This window comes from Ideonella flava (assembly GCF_051857595.1).
GTDB lineage: Bacteria > Pseudomonadota > Gammaproteobacteria > Burkholderiales > Burkholderiaceae_C > Ideonella.
On record NZ_JBPZHD010000007.1, the window covers coordinates 347,155 to 367,597 of the forward strand.

19 protein-coding genes and 1 other RNA gene are annotated in these 20,443 nt (G+C 69.0%); 13 read left to right on the plus strand and 7 right to left on the minus strand.

The genetic code is table 11. The annotated features are described in order from the left end of the window. Nucleotides 1-3 precede the first annotated feature (3 nt). From ACS5PM_RS17435 to ACS5PM_RS17460, 6 genes are all read left to right on the plus strand, one after another. Nucleotides 4-1,845, plus strand: coding sequence for an ABCB family ABC transporter ATP-binding protein/permease (locus ACS5PM_RS17435; RefSeq protein WP_439388927.1), 1,842 nt, complete (start codon nucleotides 4-6; stop codon nucleotides 1,843-1,845). After that, complete coding sequence (locus ACS5PM_RS17440; protein WP_439388928.1) at nucleotides 1,826-2,740, plus strand: LysR substrate-binding domain-containing protein; 915 nt, start codon at nucleotides 1,826-1,828, stop codon at nucleotides 2,738-2,740. Before ACS5PM_RS17435 ends, ACS5PM_RS17440 begins: the two co-directional genes overlap by 20 nt. A 228-nt stretch (nucleotides 2,741-2,968) precedes the next feature. Beyond that, entirely contained in the window at nucleotides 2,969-3,871 is a 903-nt protein-coding gene (locus tag ACS5PM_RS17445; protein ID WP_439388929.1) for an amino acid ABC transporter substrate-binding protein, read from the plus strand. Nucleotides 3,872-4,065: 194 nt separating this feature from the next. Beyond that, nucleotides 4,066-4,779, plus strand: a complete 714-nt coding sequence (locus ACS5PM_RS17450; protein ID WP_439388930.1) for an amino acid ABC transporter permease — start codon at nucleotides 4,066-4,068, stop codon at nucleotides 4,777-4,779. Then, a complete protein-coding gene (locus tag ACS5PM_RS17455; protein WP_439388931.1) occupies nucleotides 4,776-5,444 on the plus strand; it encodes an amino acid ABC transporter permease in 669 nt (222 codons plus the stop codon). Before ACS5PM_RS17450 ends, ACS5PM_RS17455 begins: the two co-directional genes overlap by 4 nt. Nucleotides 5,445-5,468: 24 nt before the next feature. Next, complete coding sequence (locus ACS5PM_RS17460; protein ID WP_439389023.1) at nucleotides 5,469-6,203, plus strand: amino acid ABC transporter ATP-binding protein; 735 nt, start codon at nucleotides 5,469-5,471, stop codon at nucleotides 6,201-6,203. A 3-nt stretch (nucleotides 6,204-6,206) separates the two neighbouring features. On the opposite strand, the gene ACS5PM_RS17465 is transcribed toward ACS5PM_RS17460, so the two are convergent. Then, a complete protein-coding gene (locus ACS5PM_RS17465) occupies nucleotides 6,207-8,285 on the minus strand; it encodes a putative bifunctional diguanylate cyclase/phosphodiesterase (protein WP_439388932.1) in 2,079 nt (692 codons plus the stop codon). An 86-nt stretch (nucleotides 8,286-8,371) separates the two neighbouring features. Further along, nucleotides 8,372-8,764, minus strand: coding sequence for a nuclear transport factor 2 family protein (locus ACS5PM_RS17470; protein WP_439388933.1), 393 nt, complete (start codon nucleotides 8,762-8,764; stop codon nucleotides 8,372-8,374). A gap of 86 nt (nucleotides 8,765-8,850) precedes the next feature. Here ACS5PM_RS17470 and pyrC point away from each other — a divergent pair, with 86 nt between their 5' ends. Together pyrC and ACS5PM_RS17480 are read left to right on the plus strand one after the other, a co-directional pair. After that, nucleotides 8,851-9,921, plus strand: a complete 1,071-nt coding sequence (pyrC, locus tag ACS5PM_RS17475; RefSeq protein ID WP_439388934.1) for a dihydroorotase — start codon at nucleotides 8,851-8,853, stop codon at nucleotides 9,919-9,921. Between the two features lie 79 nt (nucleotides 9,922-10,000). Further along, entirely contained in the window at nucleotides 10,001-10,177 is a 177-nt protein-coding gene (locus ACS5PM_RS17480; protein ID WP_439388935.1) for a hypothetical protein, read from the plus strand. Between the two features lie 37 nt (nucleotides 10,178-10,214). On the opposite strand, the gene ACS5PM_RS17485 is transcribed toward ACS5PM_RS17480, so the two are convergent. Further along, nucleotides 10,215-11,003, minus strand: a complete 789-nt coding sequence (locus ACS5PM_RS17485) for a hypothetical protein (protein ID WP_439388936.1) — start codon at nucleotides 11,001-11,003, stop codon at nucleotides 10,215-10,217. Nucleotides 11,004-11,150: 147 nt separating this feature from the next. On the opposite strand from ACS5PM_RS17485, the gene rnpB reads away from it, so the two are divergent. From rnpB to ACS5PM_RS17510, 5 genes are all read left to right on the plus strand, one after another. Then, nucleotides 11,151-11,602: RNase P RNA component class A (rnpB, locus tag ACS5PM_RS17490), an RNA gene on the plus strand. Between the two features lie 134 nt (nucleotides 11,603-11,736). After that, nucleotides 11,737-12,957, plus strand: a complete 1,221-nt coding sequence (locus tag ACS5PM_RS17495; protein ID WP_439388937.1) for a multidrug effflux MFS transporter — start codon at nucleotides 11,737-11,739, stop codon at nucleotides 12,955-12,957. Continuing rightward, nucleotides 12,954-13,787, plus strand: coding sequence for an aldo/keto reductase (locus ACS5PM_RS17500; protein ID WP_439388938.1), 834 nt, complete (start codon nucleotides 12,954-12,956; stop codon nucleotides 13,785-13,787). The genes ACS5PM_RS17495 and ACS5PM_RS17500 overlap by 4 nt, the downstream gene beginning before the upstream one ends. A gap of 90 nt (nucleotides 13,788-13,877) precedes the next feature. Next, nucleotides 13,878-14,990 (plus strand): carbonic anhydrase, encoded by a 1,113-nt coding sequence (locus ACS5PM_RS17505; RefSeq protein WP_439388939.1) that lies wholly within the window; start codon nucleotides 13,878-13,880, stop codon nucleotides 14,988-14,990. A gap of 120 nt (nucleotides 14,991-15,110) precedes the next feature. Then, nucleotides 15,111-16,745 carry a methyl-accepting chemotaxis protein gene (locus tag ACS5PM_RS17510; protein WP_439388940.1) on the plus strand — a complete coding sequence of 545 codons (1,635 nt, stop codon included), beginning with the start codon at nucleotides 15,111-15,113 and terminating at the stop codon, nucleotides 16,743-16,745. A gap of 53 nt (nucleotides 16,746-16,798) precedes the next feature. On the opposite strand, the gene ACS5PM_RS17515 is transcribed toward ACS5PM_RS17510, so the two are convergent. The 4 genes from ACS5PM_RS17515 to ACS5PM_RS17530 all read right to left on the minus strand — a co-directional run bounded on the left by ACS5PM_RS17515 (nucleotide 16,799) and on the right by ACS5PM_RS17530 (nucleotide 20,380). Further along, nucleotides 16,799-17,335, minus strand: a complete 537-nt coding sequence (locus ACS5PM_RS17515) for a hypothetical protein (RefSeq protein WP_439388941.1) — start codon at nucleotides 17,333-17,335, stop codon at nucleotides 16,799-16,801. Nucleotides 17,336-17,415: 80 nt separating this feature from the next. Further along, a complete protein-coding gene (locus tag ACS5PM_RS17520; RefSeq protein ID WP_439388942.1) occupies nucleotides 17,416-17,898 on the minus strand; it encodes an SgcJ/EcaC family oxidoreductase in 483 nt (160 codons plus the stop codon). A 170-nt stretch (nucleotides 17,899-18,068) separates the two neighbouring features. Then, nucleotides 18,069-18,758, minus strand: coding sequence for a response regulator transcription factor (locus tag ACS5PM_RS17525; RefSeq protein ID WP_439388943.1), 690 nt, complete (start codon nucleotides 18,756-18,758; stop codon nucleotides 18,069-18,071). After that, on the minus strand, nucleotides 18,755-20,380 hold the full coding sequence (locus ACS5PM_RS17530; protein ID WP_439388944.1) for a sensor histidine kinase: 1,626 nt from the start codon (nucleotides 20,378-20,380) through the stop codon (nucleotides 18,755-18,757). Before ACS5PM_RS17530 ends, ACS5PM_RS17525 begins: the two co-directional genes overlap by 4 nt. Between the last annotated feature and the right edge of the window lie 63 nt (nucleotides 20,381-20,443).

A 20,443-nucleotide genomic window follows, 5' to 3' on the forward strand; every position in this document is an offset into this window, starting at 1 on the left:
ACGATGCGTCGTCAATCCCTGGCCGGGTCCGGCGAGCCGGCCCCCGTCTCCCCCCGCACCCACACCGACACGCAGACCCTCAAGCGACTGGTGCCCTACCTGTGGGCCTACCGGTGGCGGGTCGGCGCGGCGTTGGTCTTCCTCATCGCGGCCAAGGTGGCCAACCTGGGCGTGCCGCTGCTGCTCAAGCACCTCGTCGACGCGCTGAACGTGCCGGCGAACGATGCGCACGCGCTCCTGGTCGTGCCGGCGGGCCTGCTGCTGGCCTATGCGGCGCTGCGCCTGTCGACCAGCGTCTTCACCGAGCTGCGCGAGCTGGTCTTCGCCAAGGCGACCCATGGCGCCTCGCGGCAGATCGCGCTGGAGACCTTCCGCCACCTGCATGCGCTGAGCCTGCGCTTCCACCTGGAGCGGCAGACCGGCGGCATGACGCGCGACATCGAGCGCGGCACGCGGGCGCTGCAGTCGCTGGTCTCGTACTCGCTCTACACCATCCTGCCGACGCTGGTGGAGCTGCTGCTCGCGCTCGTCCTGCTGGGCACGAAGTTCGACCTCGGCTACGTCTGGATCACCCTGGCCGCCCTGGCGGCCTACATCACCTTCACCATCACCGTGACGGAGTGGCGCACGCACTTCCGGCGCAAGATGAACGAGCTCGACTCGCGGGCCCACACGCGGGCGATCGACGCTCTGCTCAACTACGAGACGGTCAAGTACTTCAACAACGAGGAGTTCGAGGCCCGGCGCTACGACGAGGGACTGGATGCCTACCGCCGCGCCCAGATCAAGTCGCAGCATTCGCTGTCGCTGCTCAACACTGGCCAGCAACTGATCATCGCCGCCTCGCTGCTGGGCATGCTCTGGCGGGCCACGCTGGGGGTCGTCAACGGTCAGCTGACGCTGGGCGACCTGGTGCTGATCAACGCGCTGCTGATCCAGCTCTACATCCCGATGAACTTCCTCGGCGTGCTGTACCGGGAGGTCAAGCAGAGCCTGACCGACCTGGACAAGATGTTCGCCCTGCTCGAGCGCGAGCGCGAGGTGGCCGACGCGCCGGGCGCGACGCCGCTGCAGGTCCGCGGCGGCACCGTCCGCTTCGAGGACGTGGGCTTTGCCTACGACCCGGCGCGGCCGATCCTGAAGGACCTGAGCTTCGAGGTGCCGGCCGGCAAGACGGTGGCCGTGGTCGGCGCGAGCGGGGCCGGCAAGAGCACGCTGGCACGGCTGGTCTACCGCTTCTACGACGTGCAGTCCGGCCGCATCACCATCGACGGGCAGGACATCCGCAGCGTGACGCAGGACAGCCTGCGGCGCGCCATCGGCATCGTCCCGCAGGACACGGTGCTGTTCAACGATACGGTCGAATACAACATCGCCTACGGCCGCGCCGGCGCTTCGCAGGAGGAGGTGATCGGCGCTGCCAAGGCGGCGCACATCCACGAGTTCATCGCCACCCAGCCGCAGGGTTACCAGACGGTGGTGGGCGAGCGGGGGCTGAAGCTGTCCGGTGGCGAGAAGCAGCGCGTGGCCATCGCCCGCACCCTGCTGAAGGACCCGCCGATCATGATCTTCGACGAGGCCACCTCGGCGCTCGACTCGGCCAACGAGCGGGCCATCCAGGCCGAGTTGAAGAGCGCCTCGCGAGGCAAGACCACGCTCGTCATCGCGCACCGGCTGTCCACCGTGGTGGATGCGCACGAGATCCTGGTGATGGAGGCCGGCCGCATCATCGAGCGCGGCTCGCATGCGGCCTTGCTGGCGCAGGGCGGGCGCTATGCTCGCATGTGGCAGTTGCAGCACACGACACAACAACAGACGCGCGCGGATGGACACCAAGTGGCTTGAGGATTTCGTCAGCCTGGCCGAGACGCGAAGCTTCTCCCGATCGGCCCAGCTGCGCCATGTGACCCAGCCCGCCTTCTCGCGCCGCATCCAGGCCCTGGAGGCCTGGGCCGGGCTGGACCTGGTCGACCGCTCCTCCTACCCCACGCGGCTGACGCCCGCCGGCGAGACCTTCCACGCGCAGGCGCTGGAGATCCTCGGCAACCTGCAGGCCACCCGCAACATGATGCGCGGCCACCAGGTGAGCGGCCAGGACATGGTGGAGTTCGCCGTGCCGCACACGCTGGCCTTCACCTTCTTCCCGCACTGGCTGATGGACCTGCGCAAGCGCCTGCCCGGCCTGAAGAGCCGCCTGATCGCACTGAACGTGCACGACGCCGTGATGCGCCTGACCGAAGGCAGCTGCGACCTGCTGATCGCCTACCACCACCCCAGCCAGCCGCTGCAGCTCAGCCCCGACCGCTACGAGATGCTGAGCCTGGGCACCGAGACCATCGCGCCCTATGCCAAGGCCAGCAGCGATGCGCAGCCGCAGGTCCGCCTGCCGGGCCGGCCCGGGGCGCCCGTGCCTTTCCTCAGCTACGCCTCCGGCGCCTACATGGGTCGGCTCGTCGAGCAGATCATCAAGCACGCGCCGGTGCCGCCGCACCTGGATCCGATCTACGAGACCGACATGGCCGAGGGCCTGAAGGCGATGGCGCTGGAGGGCCACGGCCTGGCCTTCCTGCCGGCCAGCTCGGTGCGCAAGGAGCTCAAGGCGAGGCGCCTGGTGGCCGCCGGCTCGGCCGACTACGAGCTGACCATGGAGGTGCGCATCTACCGCGAGCGCCCCGAGGTGGCGCGCCACGCCAAGGCCGGCGCGCAGGAGCTCTGGGGCTTCCTGCAGGCCCGGCGCTGATCCTCCGCGGGCATGGTGGAAACCCTTGCTCGTCATGCACGCCGCGCATGACCCCTCAGCCAATCGGCATTGGCCGGCCAGTGGGCGCAGCCGCTACAGTCCGCGCCCAGCGTGGCGGCCTGCTTCCTGCTTGAGCGGGCTGTCGCCGCCGCTACGGGCTTGCACGTAGACGCGGCGGCGCGGATTGCCGTTACACCAGAACCTCGTTTTTCCTTTGAAGGAGCACGCATGAAGAAGTCTTTGTTCGCGGTCGCCGTGGCTTTGGCCGCCGTGGGTTCGGCCCATGCCCAGGCCAGCGACTCACTGGCCAAGATCAAGGCCGCGGGCAAGGTGGTGATCGGCACCCGCGATTCATCGGCCCCTCTGGCCTACACCACCGGCGACGGCAAGTACACCGGCTACCACGTCGAGATCTGCAACCGCATCGTCGACGCCCTCAAGGGCGAGCTGAAGCTGCCCACCCTGGCCACCGAGTACACCCTCGTCACCTCGCAGAACCGCATTCCGCTGGTCGTCAACGGCACGGTGGACCTCGAGTGCGGCTCCACCACCAACAACGCGACCCGCCAGCAGCAGGTCGCCTTCGCGCCCACCACGTACGTGACCAACGTGCGCATCGCCGTCAAGGCGAACTCGGGCATCACCTCGATCGCCCAGCTCAACGGCAAGAAGGTCGCCACGACCACCGGCACCACCTCGGTGCAGCTGCTGCGCAAGCACGAGCGCGCCAACGGCGTGAATTTCGAAGAGGTGTTCGGCAAGGACCACGCCGACAGCTTCCTGCTGCTCGACACCGGCCGCGCCGATGCGTTCGTCATGGACGACAACATCCTGGCCGGCAACATCGTCAACGCCAAGAATCCGGCGGACTTCAAGATCGTCGGCGAGACGCTGTCGGAAGAGCCGATCGCCATCATGTACCGCAAGGACGACCCGCACTTCAAGAAGGTCGTCGACGACGCGGTCAAGGCGATGATGAAGAGCGGCGAGATCGACAAGATCTACAACAAGTGGTTCATGAGCCCGATCCCGCCGCGCAACGTCACGGTGAACATGCCGATGACGGCCTCGCTGAAGAACGCCATCGCCAACCCGAACGACAAGCCGGCGGAAGAGTACGCCAAGAAGTAAGCCAGTCGACCCGAGGCGCCCACCCGGCCACCGGGTGGGCGTTTTTTTGCAGGCTGCATCCGATTGACAGCCCCCCCGCTGCGATGTCCACTGGGCGCCGCGCGGCGCCGGGGCGGCACGGAACTGGCTAGTACGAACAAGAGCATGAGAAAGAGTGGAGACGCCCGGGCGAGGGGACGGGCGGGAGAAAACGCATGACGTCATATCCATGGGATTGGCAGGTCTTCCTGCAGGACACCGGAGGGGGTGAGACCTACCTCCACTGGATGCTGTCGGCCTGGGGCTGGACACTTTCGGTGGCCGGGCTGGGCTGGATCGTCGCCTTGGTCTTCGGCTCCCTGATCGGCGTGCTTCGCACCGCGCCGAACAAGGGCCTGCAGTGGTTCGGCAACGCGTGGGTGGAGCTGTTCCGCAACATTCCGGTGCTGGTGCAGATCTTCATCTGGTACCACGTGATTCCCGCGCTCGTGCCGGCGCTCAAGAGCGTGCCCTCGTTCGTCCTGGTGGTCTGCGCGCTTGGCTTCTTCACGTCGGCCCGGGTGGCCGAGCAGGTGCGCGCCGGCATCCAGAGCCTGCCGCGCGGCCAGATGATGGCGGGTTCGGCGATGGGGCTCACCATCACGCAGACCTACCGCTATGTCATCCTGCCGATGGCGTTCCGCGTCATCCTGCCGCCGCTGACCAGCGAGGCGATGAACATCATCAAGAACTCGTCGGTCGCCTTCGCGGTGTCCATCGCCGAGCTCATCCAGTTCGCCATGCAGGCGCAGGAAGAGACTTCGCGCGGCATCGAGATCTATCTCGGTGTCACGGCGCTCTACGTCGTCTCGGCGTTCGCGGTCAACCGCGTGATGGCCTTCATCGAGCACCGCGTGCGCGTGCCGGGCACTGTCGGGGCGGCGAAATGAGCAATTTCGACTTTTCGGTCTTCAGCTTCGACCTGCTGAAGGGCTTCGTTGCGTCCGGCCTGGCGTTCAGCCTGCAGCTCACCGTCATCGCCATGCTGGGCGGCATCCTGCTCGGCACCGTGCTGGCGCTCATGCGCCTGTCGGGCCTGAAGCTGCTCGAGATCCCGGCGCGCATCTACGTGGACGGCCTGCGCTCGATCCCGCTGGTGATGGTGATCCTGTGGGTCTACCTGCTGATCCCGCTGTTCCTCGGCCGTCCGATCGGCAAGGAGGTGTCGGCCATCGTCACCTTCACGATCTTCGAGGCGGCCTACTACTCCGAGATCATGCGTGCGGGCATCCAGTCCATCTCGCGCGGCCAGGTGTTCGCCGGCCAGGCGATGGGCCTGAGCTACGCGCAGAACATGCGCTACGTGATCCTGCCGCAGGCCTTCCGCAACATGCTGCCGGTGCTGCTCACGCAGACCATCGTGCTGTTCCAGGACACCTCGCTGGTCTACGCCATCGGCGCCTACGACTTGCTGCACGGCTTCGAGACGCTCGGCAAGAATTACGGCCGCCCGGTGGAGACCTACCTCGCTGCCGCCGTCGTCTATTTCGTCATCTGCTTCTCCCTGTCCACCGTCGTCAAGCGGCTGCAGAAGAAGATCGCCATCATTCGCTGAACCAGAAGGCTCGCCATGCCCTCGATGATCGATATCAAGAACGTTTCCAAGTGGTACGGCAGCTTCCAGGTGCTGACCGACTGCACGACCTCCATCCAGAAGGGCGAGGTCGTGGTGGTCTGCGGCCCATCGGGCTCCGGCAAGTCCACGCTGATCAAGACCGTCAACGCGCTCGAGCCCTTCCAGAAAGGCGACATCGTCGTCGACGGCGTGTCGGTGGCCGACCCCAAGACCAACCTGCCCAAGCTGCGCAGCCGCGTCGGCATGGTGTTCCAGCACTTCGAGCTGTTCCCCCACCTTTCGGTGACCGAGAACCTCACGCTGGCGCAGGTGAAGGTGCTGGGTCGCAATGTGGACGACGCCAAGGCGCGCGGGCTGAAGATGCTCGAGCGCGTGGGCCTGACGGCGCACAAGGACAAGTACCCCGGCCAGCTCTCGGGCGGTCAGCAGCAGCGCGTGGCCATCGCCCGCGCGCTGTCGATGGACCCGATCGTGATGCTGTTCGACGAGCCCACTTCGGCGCTCGACCCCGAGATGGTCGGCGAAGTGCTCGACGTGATGGTCCAGCTGGCCAACGAAGGCATGACCATGATGTGCGTGACCCACGAGATGGGCTTCGCCCGCAAGGTCAGCCACCGCGTCGTCTTCATGGACGCGGGCAAGATCATCGAGGACTGCAAGAAGGAAGAGTTCTTCGGCGACCCCGACGCCCGCTCACCGCGTGCGAAGGAGTTCCTGTCGAAGATTCTCCAGCACTGACCTTCAGCCGACTTTCGCCCGCTGCTCCAGCCAGTCGCCGAAGGCCGTGGCGGGCAGGGGGCGGCTGATCAGATAGCCCTGGAGCACGTCGCAGCCCATGGCGGCCAGGGCGGCGCGCTGGCGCTCGGTCTCGACGCCTTCGGCCGTCACCGTGAGCTTCAGGCCGTGGGCCAGTTGCACCACGGCTTGCACGATGGCCTCGGCGCTGGTGTCGCCGGGCACGCTGCCGACGAAGGAGTGGTCGATCTTGATGCGGTCGACCGCCAGCTCGCGCAGGTGCGCCAGCGAGGAGTGGCCGGTGCCGAAGTCGTCGATCGCGACCCGCACCCCGAGCCGCCGCAGCCTTCCCAGCGACTTCTGTACTCCGTCGATGTCGTCCATCAGCACGCGTTCGGTCAGGTCGAATTCGAGCCACCCGCCCGGCACGCCCTCTTCGCGCAGCAGCGCCGCGACGTCGTCCACGAACTCCGCGGCATGGAACTCGTGGCTGGACAAGTTCACCGTCACCGGAAGCGGCGCCGAATGCGGATGCTGCTCGCGCCAGGCCTTGACCGCGCGCAGGGCCTGGCGCGTCGTCCAGCGCCCGATCCGCTGCATCAGCCGCCGCTGCTCGGCCACCGGCACGAACTCCTGCGGGCCGAGCAGACCGCGCTCGGGGTGGTGCCAGCGGATGAGGGCCTCGGCGCCGACGCAGCTGCCGTCGCCGGCGCGCACCATCGGCTGGTAGAGCAGCTCGAACTCTCCTCTTTCGAGCGCGTGGCCGAGCTGGATCTCCAGCAGCAGCGCCTCATAGGCCATGTGGGCCATGGATGCTTCGAAGAACTGGCAGTTCGCCCGGCCGCGTGACTTGGCCACGTACATCGCCGTGTCGGCGTGCTTGATCAAGGTGGCCGGTGTCTCGCCATGATCTGGAAAGAAGGCGATGCCGATCGACGGGGTGACCGACAACGACTGGCCCTCGACCTCCATCGAAGCCTCGATGGCCCGCAGCAGCTTGTGAGCGACCTCCTCGGCATCTTCGCGCTGCTGCGCGGCCGGCAGCAGCACCATGAACTCGTCGCCGCCGAAGCGCGCCACCACGTCCGAAGCGCGCAGGCATTCGGTGATGCGGCTGGCCACCGTGCGCAGCAGCGTGTCGCCGACCAGGTGCCCGAGCGAGTCGTTGACCCGCTTGAAGTGGTCGAGATCGACGAACAGCAGCGCTAGGCGGCCCTCGCTGCCCCGCGCAGCGTCCATCAGCTGGTCCAGCCGCTCCATGAAGGCGACGCGGTTCAGCAGGCCGGTGAGCACGTCGTGGTGGGCCAGGTGGTGGATGCGCTCCTGGGCGGCGTGGCGATCGCGCATGTCGCGCACGATGGTCATGCGGTAGCGCTCGCCGTTGCGCACCATGGTACGCACGATGAATTCGACCGGGATCGGCGTGCCGTCCTTGTGCAGGATGGCCAGCTCGTAGGCCGTCTCCTGGCCCGCACTCATCACCGCCAGCACACGGGCCACGTGTTCGGGCGCGATGAAGCTCAGCACGTGGCGGCCCAGCAGCTCCTGCAGGCTGTAGCCGATCAGCGTGCAGATCGGCGGATTGGCGTCGGTGACCAGCCCGTCCTTGTGGAACACGATGCCCTCGGCGCTGCCCTGCATGAACTTGGCCAGCCGCTCTTCCGACTCGCGGACCGCGGCCTCGGCCAGACGGTGCTTGGTGATGTCGTTGATGAGCACGAAGCACGACTGCGCCGTGCCATCCGGTCCGACGTGGGGCAGCAGGTTCACCTCCAGCCAGTGCGGCTGGCCTTGGCCGCCCTGCACGCGCCGCTCGTACATCACCGGCTCGAGCTGCGAGAGCACGTGGTCGACCTGCGGCGCGATCTCGCGCGCGGCCGTCTCGCCTATCACTTCGGCAAAGGTGCGTCCGACGATGGAGCGCTCGTCGCAACCGAAGGTGCGCGCGTACTGCTTGTTGGCGAACAGGCAGCGCCGGGTCGTGGCGTCGTAGCAGGCGATGAGCGCGGGCACGTTGTCCGCCAGCAGCCGGAACTGGTCGGCGCTGAACTCTTCCGCGGGCGGGGCCGGTGGCTGCTCGGACATGTCTGCTTGGGGTGGGTCGCGTCCAGTCCGATCGATCATAGTCCCGCGCCTCGCCGCCGCATCAAGCCGAGCGCTCCGCGCGGATATCAGGGACGCGCCCGGACTGCCGCCTCCGTGTCCAGCATGCCCCAGAAGCGCGTCAGCCGGCCGTCGCGGGCCTGCCAGACGTGCACCCACTGGCACTCGAACACGCCGCCGCCGGGCAGGGCCTGGGTGCGCTCCCAGCCGAGCACCGTGACGTGGTCCGGGCCCTCCAGGAACTCCCGCGGCTCGAAGGCCTGGATGCCATCCGCCTGGGCGACGCACTGGAACCACTCTCCCACCTGGCCATGGCCGCTGAAGCGGCCGGTGTAGGGGGCCTTGCTGTCGCCGGCGAACTCCCATCGAACGTCGGGCGACAGCAGGGCCAGCAGGCCCGGGATGTCGCCGCTGCCGAAGGCGGCGTAGGCGTTCTGGACCAGGGTCAGGGGCGAGGTCATGAGGGTCTCCTTCAAAAGTCGGTCGCAAGAGGGTGTACGACGCCACAAGCCGGCCGGATGCAGGAGCCGGCTGCGACAATCCGGCCATGCCCGTTTCCGCAGTCCCCGACACCCTCACCCTGACCCGCCCCGACGATTGGCACCTGCACGTGCGCGACGGCGCTGCGCTGGCCAGCGTGCTGCCCTACACCGCCCGCCAGTTCGGCCGCGCCATCGTCATGCCCAACCTGCGTCCGCCGGTGAAGACCACCGGGCAGGCGCTGGCCTACCGCGAGCGCATCCTCGCCGCCCGCCCCGAGGCCGGCCAGCCGGGGGCGGATTTCGAGCCTCTGATGACGCTGTACCTGACCGACCTGACGCCGCCGGAAGAGATCCGCCGCGCCAAGGAGGCAGGCATCGTCGCGCTCAAGCTCTACCCCGCCGGGGCCACCACCAACAGCGACGCGGGCGTGACGGACATCCGCAAGACCTACACGACGCTCGAGGCCATGCAGCGAGAGGGCCTGCTGCTGCTGGTGCACGGCGAGGTCACCGATCCGGCCATCGACGTGTTCGACCGCGAGGCGGTCTTCATCGATCAGGTGATGCAGCCGCTGCGCCGCGACTTCCCTGAACTGAAGGTCGTCTTCGAGCACATCACCACCCGGGACGCGGCGCAGTACGTGGCCAGCGCGGGCGCGCACACGGCGGCCACCGTCACCGCGCACCACCTGCTCTACAACCGCAATGCCATCTTCCAGGGTGGCCTGCGCCCGCACTATTACTGCCTGCCTGTGCTCAAGCGGGAGGTGCACCGCCAGGCGCTCCTTGAGGCGATCGCGTCGGGCTCGGATCGATTCTTCCTCGGCACCGACTCGGCCCCGCATGCCGCGGTCATGAAGGAGGCTTCGGTCTGCGGCGCGGGATGCTTCACGGCGCCTTCGGCGCTGGAGCTCTACGCCGAGGCCTTCGAATCGATCGGCGCCCTGGACAAGCTCGATGCCTTTGCGGGCCACCACGGTCCGGCGTTCTACGGCCTGCCACGAAACACCGGCACCGTGACGTTGAAGCGCGAGCCCTGGACGCTGCCCGAATCGATGCCGTTTGCCGACGAGGCCAGTATCAAGCCGTTGCGAGGGGGCGAGACCCTGGCCTGGCGCCAGTGCAACGTGGTGTAAAGAGGGGCAGCGGCGGTCCACCCCTGGGCCGCGCAGGGCGTTGGTTGGTCATCACCACATACCCCCCAAGGGATGCCCGATGAAGAAGTACCGCCGCCCCCTCATCGCGCTGACGGCCGCCCTGGTCGTCGGCAGCATGGTCTCCGCCTGCGTGGTCGTTCCGGCCCGCGGCTACTACCGCTACAAGTACCGCTACTACGGCCAGGTCACGCCGACCCAGGTCGTCCCGCAAACCGCCGCCACGGCCCAGGGCTGACGTCCTCCGGCGCCCGCCCCCGGCCGCCGTGGAGCGGTCAAGGATTCAGGCGCACGTCGTCGAACTCCGCCGACAGGCCGGACTTCACCTTGGTGGCCGTGCAGTTGGCCGCCTCGTTGCGCAGGCTCAGGTTCGCGAAGCCCAGGGAAGGCTCGAACGAGTCGTCCTCGGTATAGGGCGTCTCCTGGATCGTCGTCTTGTCACGGGTGAAGCGGAACTTGTTGTTCTTCTTGTCCCAGTCGACCTGGGCGAGCACCGGGTCGCCCTTCGCTGCCGTTCCCAGCTCCACCGCGTAGAGCAGCGCGGTGCCGCTGCAATCGGCATTGGTGCATTCGGCCACTCGTCCCTGCACCCGCAACACGTCGGGCGGATCCGACGAATTGGAAGCGCGGATGAGATGGATCAGCGCGAGCACATCCCCCGTGCGGTCGCCGGGCACGGGGCCACCGGGCCGGATGTTGAAGTACGAGGCGATGATGCGCGCGCGGGGAAGGCTGGGCGAGCTGTTGGCGGCGCAGCCCTCGTTGATGGACAGGTCCGTCACCTTGATGGTGGCCCCCAGGCCCTTGGGCATGGCGACGCCGGCCAGGGTCAGGTTGAACGATTCGGTGGTCGTGCCGGCGTTCGACGCCGTCGAGCCGTAGATCCAGCGGCCGAGCTTGGCCTTGCCGTTCTCCACCAGGCGCCACGTCTCGGTTTCAAACCATCTCGACCGGTCGATGCCTGTGGTCGAGAAATCGTCATACAGCGGCAGCTTGGCGGACTGTGCGCCGACGCAGGCCCCCACGGTCAACAAGCCGGCCACGACACGCGAGAGTTCTTTCATGCGGTACCTCCATCCAGGGTTGACGCCGCGTTCGCGCGCGGCGGTGGCATTTGTGCCCGCTGCAGTGGAGGCGACACATCCCTTCGTCTGAGGATGCGTCGTGCCTGCCGCCGTGCGCATGCGCCCGCATGGGACAATCCGACCCGTGAAGCAGGCCAGACCGCCGCTGGTGCAAGCATCGAAAGATGGCACTGGAGGAAGGTCCGGACTGCAAAGAGCAGCGTAGCGGGTAACGCCCGTCCACCGCGAGGTGCGGATCAGAGCCACAGAGACGAGTCTTGCCGGGGTTCCCGACCAGGGGTGCTCTGCACGGGGCTGGCGCAAGCCGGCCGCCCATGGGCGCAGGCCCATGGGCTCGGGCGCAAGCCCGAACCGGGCAGCCACCCTTGCCGGGGCTCAGCCCCGGCAAGGGTGAAACGCGGCAATCTCTACGCGCAGCAACACCAAATAGGCCGGCTATGACGCGGCTCGCTGAGCCGGCGGGTAGGTGGCACCGAGCCAGGCGGGCAACCGCCTGGCCCAGAGGAATGGCGGTCACGGCCTTCGCTTCGCAAGAGGCGATGGCCGCACAGAATCCGGCCTACCGGCCTGCTTCACACTTTTCACTTCCGCACGAGCGGATCGATGGCTGAACGCGCGGCCGCCCTGGGCGGGTCCCGCTTTGCCTGACCGTTCAAACCCCCTTGGGGGACGGGCCGGGCCACAGTGCCCCCTACACTCGCAGGCTTCGCCGATGAACCCCGAAGCCTCCAAAGTCTGGCGCGGTCCGCGCTGGTTGCTCGCTGCGCTGCTGGCCTGCCTCGGCATGCTGGGGCCGTTCTCGATCGACACCTACCTGCCGGCCTTCACCGGCATCGCGGGCTCCCTCGGCGCCACGCCGGTGCAGATGCAGCAGACGCTGTCGGCATACCTGCTCGGCTTCGCGGTGATGAACCTCTTCCATGGCGCTTTGGCCGACAGCTTCGGCCGCCGGCCCATCGTGCTGGGCGGGCTGGCGCTGTTCACGCTGGCCTCGGTGGGCTGCGCGCTGAGCCAGTCGATCGGGGCGCTGGTGTTCTTCCGCGCGGTCCAGGGCATGTCGGCGGGCGCCGGAATGGTGGTGTCGCGCGCGATCATCCGCGACCTCTTCCCGCCCTCCGAAGCGCAGCGGGTGATGTCGCAGGTGACGATCTACTTCGGCGTGGCACCGGCCATCGCGCCCATCGTCGGCGGCTTTCTCTTCGTCCACATCGGCTGGCACTCGATCTTCTGGTTCCTGGTCGGAGTGGGCGCGCTGCTCGGCACGACGATGTGGCGCATGCTGCCCGAGACCCTGCATCCGACGCAGGTGCAGCCCTTCGGCGTGAGGAGCCTGCTGCGAGGCTACTGGCAGATGGGCTCCAGCCCGAAGTTCATCGCGCTGGCCTTCGCCTCGGGCGTGCCCTTCAACGGCATGTTCCTGTACGTGCTGTCGGCGCCGGTCTTCCTCGGCGACCTGCTGGGCCTGGGGCCGACGCAGTTCTTCTGGTTCTTCCTGTCGACCATCAGCGGGATCATGGCCGGGGCCTGGTGGTCGGGCCGCCTGGCCGGACGGCTGCCGCCGCAACGGCAGATCCGGCGCGGCTTTCGCATCATGGGCGCGGTCTCGCTGCTCAACGTGGCGCTCAACTTCGTGCTGCCACCGCATCCCGCCTGGGCCATACCGCTGATCGCGCTGTTCGCCTTCGGCTGGGCCCTGATGGTGCCGGTGGTGACACTGCTGGTGCTGGACCAGGCGCCCGACCGCCGAGGCATGGCCTCTTCGCTGCAGGCGTGCATCGGCAGCGTGGCCAATGCGCTGGTGGCCGGCGCGATCGCCCCGCTGGTGATGCACTCCTCGCGCAGCCTGGCCCTGGCCTCGCTGCTGATGATGGGCATAGGCGTCGTCGCCTGGGCCTGGGTGAAGCCGAGACTGGGCTGGGAGGTTCAACGATGAAGCGCGTCACCCTGCCTTGCGGAGTCTCCGTGCCGGCCCTCGGGCAAGGCACCTGGTGCATGGGCGAAGACCGTTCGCGCCGGGCCGAGGAGCTGGCGACGCTGCAACTGGGCATCGATCTCGGCCTCACGCTGATCGACACCGCCGAGATGTACGGCGACGGGGCCTCCGAGCAGCTCGTCGGCGAGGCGATCCGCGGCCGTCGCGAAGAAGTCTTCGTCGTCACCAAGGTCTACCCCCACAACGCCTCGCGCCGCGCCATGCCTTCGGCCTGCGAGAACAGCCTGCGGCGCCTGGGCATCGAGACGATAGACCTGTACCTCCTGCACTGGTCCGGCAGCGTGCCGCTCGGCGAGACGGTGCAGGCCTTCGAGGCGCTGCAGCGCGAGGGCAAGATCCGCCACTGGGGCGTCAGCAACCTCGATGCGGGCGAGATGGCTGAGCTCTGGTCGCTGCCCGGCGGCAATGCCGTCCAGACCGACCAGGTGCTCTACAACCTGTCGCGCCGCGGGCCCGAATGGGATCTGCTGCCCTGGCTGCGCGAGCGCCGCATCCCGGCCATGGCCTACTCTCCGATCGAGCAAGGCCGGCTGCTGCGGCAGCGCGGGTTGGCGCATTTCGCGAGGGAACACGGGATGGCGCCCTCCCAGGTGGCGCTCGCCTGGCTGCTCGCGCAGGACGGCGTCATCGCCATCCCGAAGACCGGCCAGCGCGAACGCCTGAAGGAGAACGCGGCCGCCTCCCAGGTGCGCCTGACGCCTGCGCAACTGCGTCGGCTCGACGAGCTCTTCGCGCCGCCAGCCGGCCCCTCGCCGCTCGAGATGCTCTGAGGGCCGCTGCACCGGCCTCAAGAACGCCTGCGCGACGCCGAAATCCGGGCGATGCCCCGGTGCCACATCCCGGGGCGCCGGAGTCCGCCCATGCCCTTTGACCAGCCCTTTCGCCCTGCGCCCGCGCCACGCCTGGCCACGCCGACCCTGCGCCGTTCGGCCTGGACGGCCCTGGCCTTCGTGCTGGCCGGGGCCTCGCTGCCGCGGGCAGACGCCGCCGAGGCCGAGCAACGCAGCCCGGCGCGACCCGCCGCCAGCAGCCCGCGGGCAGCGGCCGAAGATCCGATGGACGTGCTGCGGCAGAAGCTGGCGGAGCGCCTGGGCGCGCAGAAGCCGGACACGCGAAGCGGCAGCGTCATGCGCGTCGACAACCACGCTGCCACCGCCACGCCCGCCGCGCCCGCCACGCCCGCCACGCCCGCCGCGCCGCTGCCGAACGCGGTGCCCAGGTCTGTGGCCGCGACGCCCGCCGCCGCCCGGCGGTCGGAAGCCCCGTCCGCCCGTTCATCGCCGAGCCGCGCCTCGGCGGATGGCCATTGGGACTACGCCGGGGAGGCGGGTCCCGAGGCCTGGGGCCACCTGAAGGCCGAGTACGCCCAATGCGCCTCCGGCCAACGCCAGAGCCCGATAGACATCCGCGGCGGCATCGCCGTGCAGCTGGAGCCCATCCAGTTCGACTACCGGACCACCGGCTTCTCGGTGATCGACGACGGCCACACGGTGCAGGTCAACCTGCCGCCCGGCAACGCGATCACGGTGCTGGCCCGTCGTTTCGAGCTGCTGCAGTTCCACTTTCATCGGCCGTCGGAAGAGCGCATCAACGGCCGCCAGTACGACATGGTGGCGCACCTGGTCCACAAGGACGCGCAGGGCAGGCTGGCCATCGTCGCCGTGCTGCTAGACCGCGGTGCCGCCCAGCCGGTGATCCAGGCGGTGTGGAACGCCCTGCCGCTGGAGAAGAACGAGGCCCAGGCCGCCACGGGCACCATCGACCTGAACCAGCTCCTGCCCGAGGACCGGCGCTACTACACCTACATGGGCTCGCTCACCACGCCGCCCTGCAGCGAGGGCGTGTTGTGGATGGTCATGAAGACGCCGGTGCCGGTGTCGCCCGCACAGGTGGACATCTTCGCCCACCTGTATCCGATGAATGCACGGCCGGTGCAGCGCGTGGCGGGCCGCCTGATCAAGGAATCGAATTGACCGAAAACGTGCCGGGTTGACCTGGCGCAAACGAGGCCGTCGTCGCCGCGAGGCCGCCGTTGAAGTTTGCCAGGGCGTGCCGATCTTGCTGGCAGCCCCGCCCCGGGGCGTGGAGCAAACATGCGGTACAACGGCCCGATCGTCGACGGCGAGTTCGACTACCCCGCAGACCAGACCCTGGTCTCCATCACCGACCTCAAGGGTCGCATCGTCTACTGCAACCCGGCCTTCGTCGCCGTCAGCGGCTTCGAGCGCGACGAGCTGCTGGGCCAGCCGCACAACCTCATCCGTCATCCCGACATGCCGCCGGAGGCGTTCCGCGACCTCTGGGCCACGGTGCAGTCGGGCCGGCCCTGGTCGGCGGCGGTGAAGAACCGGCGCAAGGACGGCCGCTGCTACTGGGTCATGGCCAACGTCACGCCCATCATCGAGGGGGACGCGCCGGTGGGCTACATGTCGGTGCGCGTCCACCCGACGCGCGAGCAGGTGGCCGGAGCCGAAGCGCTGTACGCCCGCCTGCGGGACGAGCAGTCGCAGGGGAAGCCCTCGATCTGCCTGCAGGCCGGCCGGGTCGTCCGGACCGGATGGCGCGGCCGCCTGGCCGCCTGGTGCCATCCTTCGCCGCGGTGGCGCCTGGCCGGGCTGGCCATCGTCCCGGCGGTCGCCGCCTTCGTCGCCGGTGGGTGGACCGCGGGAGACCCGGTGCGGTGGGCGGCCGCGGCCTTGCCCCTGGCGGCCCTGGTCGCCTGGGCCTGGTGGCGCCAGCAAGCCCTGAGCCTGCGGCCTCTGGAGATGGCGCTCGACGCCTGCAACCGCATGGCCGCGGGCGACCTGCGCCAGCGGCTGGATGCGAGCCGGCCGGGGCTCCAGGGCGAGGTGGCGGTGGCCTTCAACCAGCTCAACGTGAACCTGCTGTCGGTCGTGGGGGATGCGCGGCACGAGGTCGAATGCATGCGCGAGGCCACGCACGAGATCGCGGCCGGCAATCGCGACCTGTCGGCGCGCACCGAGTCCCAGGCCTCGAGCCTGGAGCAGACCGCGTCGTCGATGGAGCAGATCACCGCCACGGTGCGCCAGAGCGCCGAGTCGGCGTGCCGTGCGGCCCGGCTCGCCGCCGACGCGGATGCCGTGACGCAGGCCGGCAGCGAAGCGGTGCAGACCCTGTCGGCCACCATGCAGCAGATCAGCGTCTCCTCGCAACGCATCGGCGAGATCATCGGCGTGATCGAGAGCATCGCGATGCAGACCAACCTGCTGTCGCTCAATGCGGCGGTGGAGGCGGCCCGTGCCGGCGAGCACGGCCGCGGCTTCGCCGTGGTGGCGGGCGAGGTGCGCGCGCTGGCCCGGCGGACCACCGGCGCGGCCAAGGAGGTGCGTTCGCTGATCGAGAGGTCAGGCGAGGGCGTGCAGGCCGGCACGCGCCAGGCCGCGGACGCCTGCCTTGCCATCGATCGCGTGCTCGGCTCGGTGCAGGAAGTGACCCGCCTGATCCAGGCCATCAGCAGCGGCGCCCAGGAGCAGCTGGCCGGCATCTCGCAGGTCAACGGCGCGGTCGGCCACATCGATGCCATCACCCAGCAGAACGCTGCGCTGGTGGAGCAGGTGGCCGCCTCGGCCGTCGGCTTGCAGGATCGTGCCGAGACCGTGTCGGCCGCCGTGCGGGTGTTCAAGCTCGGGCGAGCCGACGATGCCGACATCGTAAGGGCCGACGCGGTCGCCCTGCGCCGGCAGGCGCGCGAAGCTCGGGCCGACTGAATCGCCCCGGCGTCGCCTTCGCCCTGGTCAATCGGCGGCGTCGGGGCTGCGCTTCAGGTGGTGCTGCGCCCCTTGGCCGCAGCCTTCGCCGCCTTGGCGGCCTGCTTCTCGGGCTTGCTGGGCTTGTCGGCGCGGGCCGCCACCTTGCCCGCCTTGTCTGCCGCCTTCTGGGGCTTGGCCGCCTGGCGTGCGGCACGGGCCGCTGCACGCTCGGGCTTGGACGCGGGGGCGGCGGCGCCGTTCGCGCCGGCCTTGGGGGCGGTCTTGTCCTTGACGTGCCGCTTGATCTTTTCGCCCGCTTCGTCCGCCTCGCCTTCGCCATCCTTCCTCGGCCGGCCGGTCTTGAGGTTGGGCACCGCGGCCAGCGCCGCGAGGAAGGCCGGGTCCGACAGGCCCTTGAGCAGCGCGATGCCGGCCCGCAGCAGCTCGCTCTTCTTGGCCGGCTGGGTCAGCCGGGTGGCGCGCTGCTTGAGCTCGTTGAGCACGGCGTACTCGGCCTTGGGGATGGTGAAGCTGTCGCGCACGAGCTTGTTCTTGGGGGTGTCGGCGTTGTCGGCGTCATTGGCGGCGGCGGGGGAGGTCTCGGCCATGGTGCAGTACTCCTGAAAACGATATATACGGTTTATATCGTTCCGGCCATGACCGCGCAATCCCCTGCCGCCGCCGACGCCTACTTCTTCGCCACGACTTCAGGCATGGCCGACGAGTGGTGGTGGGCGATCAGCCACTGCCCGTTGCGCCATTCGTAGACGTAGGTGTAGCGCGCGTTCACTGTCTGGCCGTCCTTGAACGCGAAGGTGTAGGTGCCGACGTCCTGGGCCACGTTGCAGCCGATCCTGATGACACGCTTGTCGATGGTGCCCTGCGGGCCGTTCTTCAGGAACTTGACGAAGTAGTCGCGGATCTCCTGCGGGTTGGTGCGAGCCTGGTTGGAGACGGTGGGTAGCAGCACCGCATCGCTCGCATAGTTGGCGACCACCTTGTCCGGATCCAGCGTCGCGAGCGAAGCGTTCCAGCGGTCGAACAGCGCGGCGACCTGGCGCTCGTCGGTGGCGGCGCAGGTTTGCGTGCTGCCGGCCTGGGCCAGGGCGGGCAGGGCGGCGCAGAGGCCCACGGCGGCGATGGCGGCGGCGAAGGCACGGCGGTGGTTCATCGAAGAGTCCTTTCTTGGCTGATGCACATGACGCCGTTCTTGTCCGGCGCCGTACCGCAACAGCGCGGTACGGAAGTCATTCTTCGAGGGCCAGATGAACCGCGGCGGGCCGGCCGATGAAGGGTCGATGAGGCCTCGATGAACCGCAGATGAACGCGGCGGCGGGCCGTTCAGGACGTGCTGTCGTCGAGCCGGTAGCCGAGGCCTCGCACCGTCTTCAGCAGCGGCAGTGCATGCCCTTCGTCGATCTTGCTGCGAAGCCGCCGGACGTAGACGTCGACGATGTTGGTCAGCGGATCTTCGTGCGTACCCCAGACGTTGGCGAGGATGCGCTCGCGGCTGAACAGGCGCCCGGGCGCGCTCATCAGCAGCTCCAGGAAGGCCAGCTCCCTGGCGGTGAGCGTGAGCTGCCGGCCGGCGCGTTGCACCTGCATGCGTTCGCGGTCCAGCACCAGGTCGGCCACCTGCAGCGTGGTGGCCTGGGCGCGCTGCTCGCGCCCGCGGCGCAGCAGGGCCTCGATGCGCGCGAGGAGCTCCTCGAAGTCGAACGGCTTGGTGAGGTAGTCGTCGGCGCCCAGGCGCAGGCCCTTGACCTTGTCCTCCGTCGTGCTCATGGCGGTGAGCATCAGGACGGGCAGGTGCCGGCCCTCGGCGCGCAAGGTCTGGCAGATCTCCAGGCCGTTCAGGCCGGGCAGCATCAGGTCGAGGATGAGCAGCGCCAACTCGCCGTCACGGGCCATCTCCAGGCCCTGCGGGCCTGTGCGCGCGAGCTGCACGCCGTAGCCCTCGGCCTTGAGGCCGCGGACGAGGAAGTCGGCGACGCGGGGGTCATCTTCGACGACAAGCAGGTTCCGGTTCATGCGGGGCGCATTGTCGCGCCGGCGTCGTCGCCACAGGGCAGGGCGATGGAGACCACCGTGCCCTGGCCGGGCGCGCTGTCGATGCCGATGCGGCCGTGATGCGCCTGCACGATGGCCTGTGCAATCGACAGGCCGATGCCCGTGCCATCGGCCCTGTGCTCGCGGGCGCGCTCGCCGCGCACGAAGCGTTCGAACACGTGCGGCAGCTCTTGCGCAGAGATGCCGATGCCCTGGTCGCGGACGATCAGTTCCACCTCCTGGCCGGTGCGTCGCCAGCCCAGGTGCACGGCGCCGCCGGGGTGCGAGTAGCGGATCGCGTTGTCGAGCACGATCACCAGGGCCTGGCGCAGCCGCTCCGCATCGGCGTGGACGATGAGGCTGCGGGCGGGCGGCGGCTCGGCATGCAGTTGAATCTCGCGCAGCGCCGCCAGGGCGTCGGCCTGGTCGATGGCCTCGGCCAGCAGCGTGGCCAGCGGCAGCGGCCGTGGCCGCATGACCAGCTGGTCCGCCTCGGCCCGCGCCACCAGGAGCAGGTCCTCCACCACGCCGGTGAGCTGCTTGACGCCGCCGACGATGCGCGCCAGCGTCTGGCGGTATTCGTCCGCCGGCTTGTCGCCGCCGCGCAGCGCGATCTCGGCCTCGCCACGGATCGCGGTGGCCGGCGTGCGCAGCTCGTGGCCCAGGTCGGCGAAGAGCTGGCGGCGGCGCTGATCGAGCCGCTGCAGCGTCTCGTGCGCATCCTGCAGCTCTTGCGTGCGAGCCTGCACCGCGTCCTCGAGCCGGCGCAGGGCCGCGTCGGCTTCCAGGCGGTGGTGCTGCAGTTCGGCCGCCATCGCGTTGAAGTGGCCGGCGACATGGTCGAACTCGTCGCCCGAGCCGATGGGGATGCGGTGCTCCAGCGCGCCGGCCTGCAGGGCCTGCGTACCCTCCAGCAGCCGGTCCAGCGGCCGCTGCAGGCGGCGGTTCAGGTGCAAGGCCCAGGCCAGTGCGACGGCCAGGGTCACCGCGGCCATCACCAACGCCTGCAGGCGCAGGCGGTCCAGGCCTTGCTCGGTGGCCGCCCGGGCGATCGGGATGGCGCGCTGCTGGCGCTCGATCGCACCGTTGAGCAGGTCGCGCAGGTCGCGCCCGTGCGTGGTGTCGAAGACCTGGTTGATCTGCTGCCAGACGCTGGAGAACTGGGCGCTGTCGCTCAGCGGCTGCAGTCGCTGCAGCTGGGACTGCAGCTCCGCGATGTTGTCGTCCAGCAGGCGGCTGATGTCGACCAGCTGTTCCACCTCGGGTGGCACGTGGCCGTCGCCGCTCGCGGCGATCCGGTGCCAGGACTCCAGGTGGCGCTGCGACATCTGTGCCAGATCCGCCGCGCCGGCGTGCATCCGCTCGAGCAGCCTGTCGCGCGTCTCGGGCAGCGCGCCGGCGCCCATCAGCTGCTGCGAGGTCCAGACGCGAAGGCGCTGCTTGTTGGCCGACAGCTCCAGCAGCCCGGACAGGATGTCGCTCGTGAGCCGGCTGTGCCGCGCATAGTCGTTGACCCGCTCGGCGCCCCAGTACACGAAGGCGGCCTGGCCGAAGACCAGGGCCACCAGCACGGCGAAGGCGATGGAAAGGCGCAGTCGATACATGCGGCACTCTAGCGAGTGCGTGCCGCCGGCGGATGAACCCCAGATGAATCCGGCATGAACAGC

Excerpts from the sequence above, each read along its gene's own strand:
- ACS5PM_RS17465 (WP_439388932.1), bottom strand. The coding sequence starts at position 8,285 with ATGTCCGAGCAGCCACCGGCCCCGCCCGCGGAAGAGTTCAGCGCCGAC.
- ACS5PM_RS17505 (WP_439388939.1), top strand. The coding sequence starts at position 13,878 with ATGCCCTTTGACCAGCCCTTTCGCCCTGCGCCCGCGCCACGCCTGGCC.
- ACS5PM_RS17525 (WP_439388943.1), bottom strand. The coding sequence starts at position 18,758 with ATGAACCGGAACCTGCTTGTCGTCGAAGATGACCCCCGCGTCGCCGAC.
- ACS5PM_RS17435 (WP_439388927.1), top strand. The coding sequence starts at position 4 with ATGCGTCGTCAATCCCTGGCCGGGTCCGGCGAGCCGGCCCCCGTCTCC.
- ACS5PM_RS17515 (WP_439388941.1), bottom strand. The coding sequence starts at position 17,335 with ATGGCCGAGACCTCCCCCGCCGCCGCCAATGACGCCGACAACGCCGAC.
- ACS5PM_RS17470 (WP_439388933.1), bottom strand. The coding sequence starts at position 8,764 with ATGACCTCGCCCCTGACCCTGGTCCAGAACGCCTACGCCGCCTTCGGC.
- ACS5PM_RS17485 (WP_439388936.1), bottom strand. The coding sequence starts at position 11,003 with ATGAAAGAACTCTCGCGTGTCGTGGCCGGCTTGTTGACCGTGGGGGCC.
- ACS5PM_RS17520 (WP_439388942.1), bottom strand. The coding sequence starts at position 17,898 with ATGAACCACCGCCGTGCCTTCGCCGCCGCCATCGCCGCCGTGGGCCTC.
- pyrC (WP_439388934.1), top strand. The coding sequence starts at position 8,851 with ATGCCCGTTTCCGCAGTCCCCGACACCCTCACCCTGACCCGCCCCGAC.
- ACS5PM_RS17460 (WP_439389023.1), top strand. The coding sequence starts at position 5,469 with ATGATCGATATCAAGAACGTTTCCAAGTGGTACGGCAGCTTCCAGGTG.
- ACS5PM_RS17495 (WP_439388937.1), top strand. The coding sequence starts at position 11,737 with ATGAACCCCGAAGCCTCCAAAGTCTGGCGCGGTCCGCGCTGGTTGCTC.
- ACS5PM_RS17530 (WP_439388944.1), bottom strand. The coding sequence starts at position 20,380 with ATGTATCGACTGCGCCTTTCCATCGCCTTCGCCGTGCTGGTGGCCCTG.
- ACS5PM_RS17500 (WP_439388938.1), top strand. The coding sequence starts at position 12,954 with ATGAAGCGCGTCACCCTGCCTTGCGGAGTCTCCGTGCCGGCCCTCGGG.
- ACS5PM_RS17450 (WP_439388930.1), top strand. The coding sequence starts at position 4,066 with ATGACGTCATATCCATGGGATTGGCAGGTCTTCCTGCAGGACACCGGA.
- ACS5PM_RS17440 (WP_439388928.1), top strand. The coding sequence starts at position 1,826 with ATGGACACCAAGTGGCTTGAGGATTTCGTCAGCCTGGCCGAGACGCGA.
- ACS5PM_RS17445 (WP_439388929.1), top strand. The coding sequence starts at position 2,969 with ATGAAGAAGTCTTTGTTCGCGGTCGCCGTGGCTTTGGCCGCCGTGGGT.
- ACS5PM_RS17480 (WP_439388935.1), top strand. The coding sequence starts at position 10,001 with ATGAAGAAGTACCGCCGCCCCCTCATCGCGCTGACGGCCGCCCTGGTC.
- ACS5PM_RS17510 (WP_439388940.1), top strand. The coding sequence starts at position 15,111 with ATGCGGTACAACGGCCCGATCGTCGACGGCGAGTTCGACTACCCCGCA.
- ACS5PM_RS17455 (WP_439388931.1), top strand. The coding sequence starts at position 4,776 with ATGAGCAATTTCGACTTTTCGGTCTTCAGCTTCGACCTGCTGAAGGGC.